Raw genomic sequence first — 247 nt, 5'->3', positions numbered from 1 at the left:
CTGGTGCGACATGCGCACGTGCGGGAATCGCGCGAAGGGGGAGGCGTTCAGGGAACGATGGAGCGCGCGCCGTTACGGTTGCCGCGCCGCGCGCGGCCGGCGCGCGGGCGTCATTGAGCGGCTTCGTGCGGCCGATGGTCCGGCCATAGCGTCGCGGCGGCGAACAGCCCGGCCGCGAGGTACGGCGCGCCGATCGCGAACAGGATGGCCGTGAGGCCCCAGCGATCCCCGAAGAGGTCGGCGGCCG

Annotated in this window: 2 pseudogenes; one reads left to right on the top strand and one right to left on the bottom strand. The window is 74.5% G+C overall.

The window, feature by feature from the left end:
• Positions 1-58: pseudogene (locus KVT39_RS38890) on the top strand (CGNR zinc finger domain-containing protein); the annotation flags it as partial.
• A gap of 52 nt (positions 59-110) precedes the next feature.
• On the opposite strand, the pseudogene KVT39_RS38335 reads toward KVT39_RS38890, so the two are convergent.
• Positions 111-247: pseudogene (locus tag KVT39_RS38335) on the bottom strand (DUF3592 domain-containing protein); the annotation flags it as partial.

The sequence above is a fragment of the Burkholderia sp. GbtcB21 genome (assembly GCF_019091065.1).
GTDB lineage: Bacteria > Pseudomonadota > Gammaproteobacteria > Burkholderiales > Burkholderiaceae > Burkholderia > Burkholderia pyrrocinia_C.
This window is presented reverse-complemented; position numbering and strand designations above follow the sequence as displayed.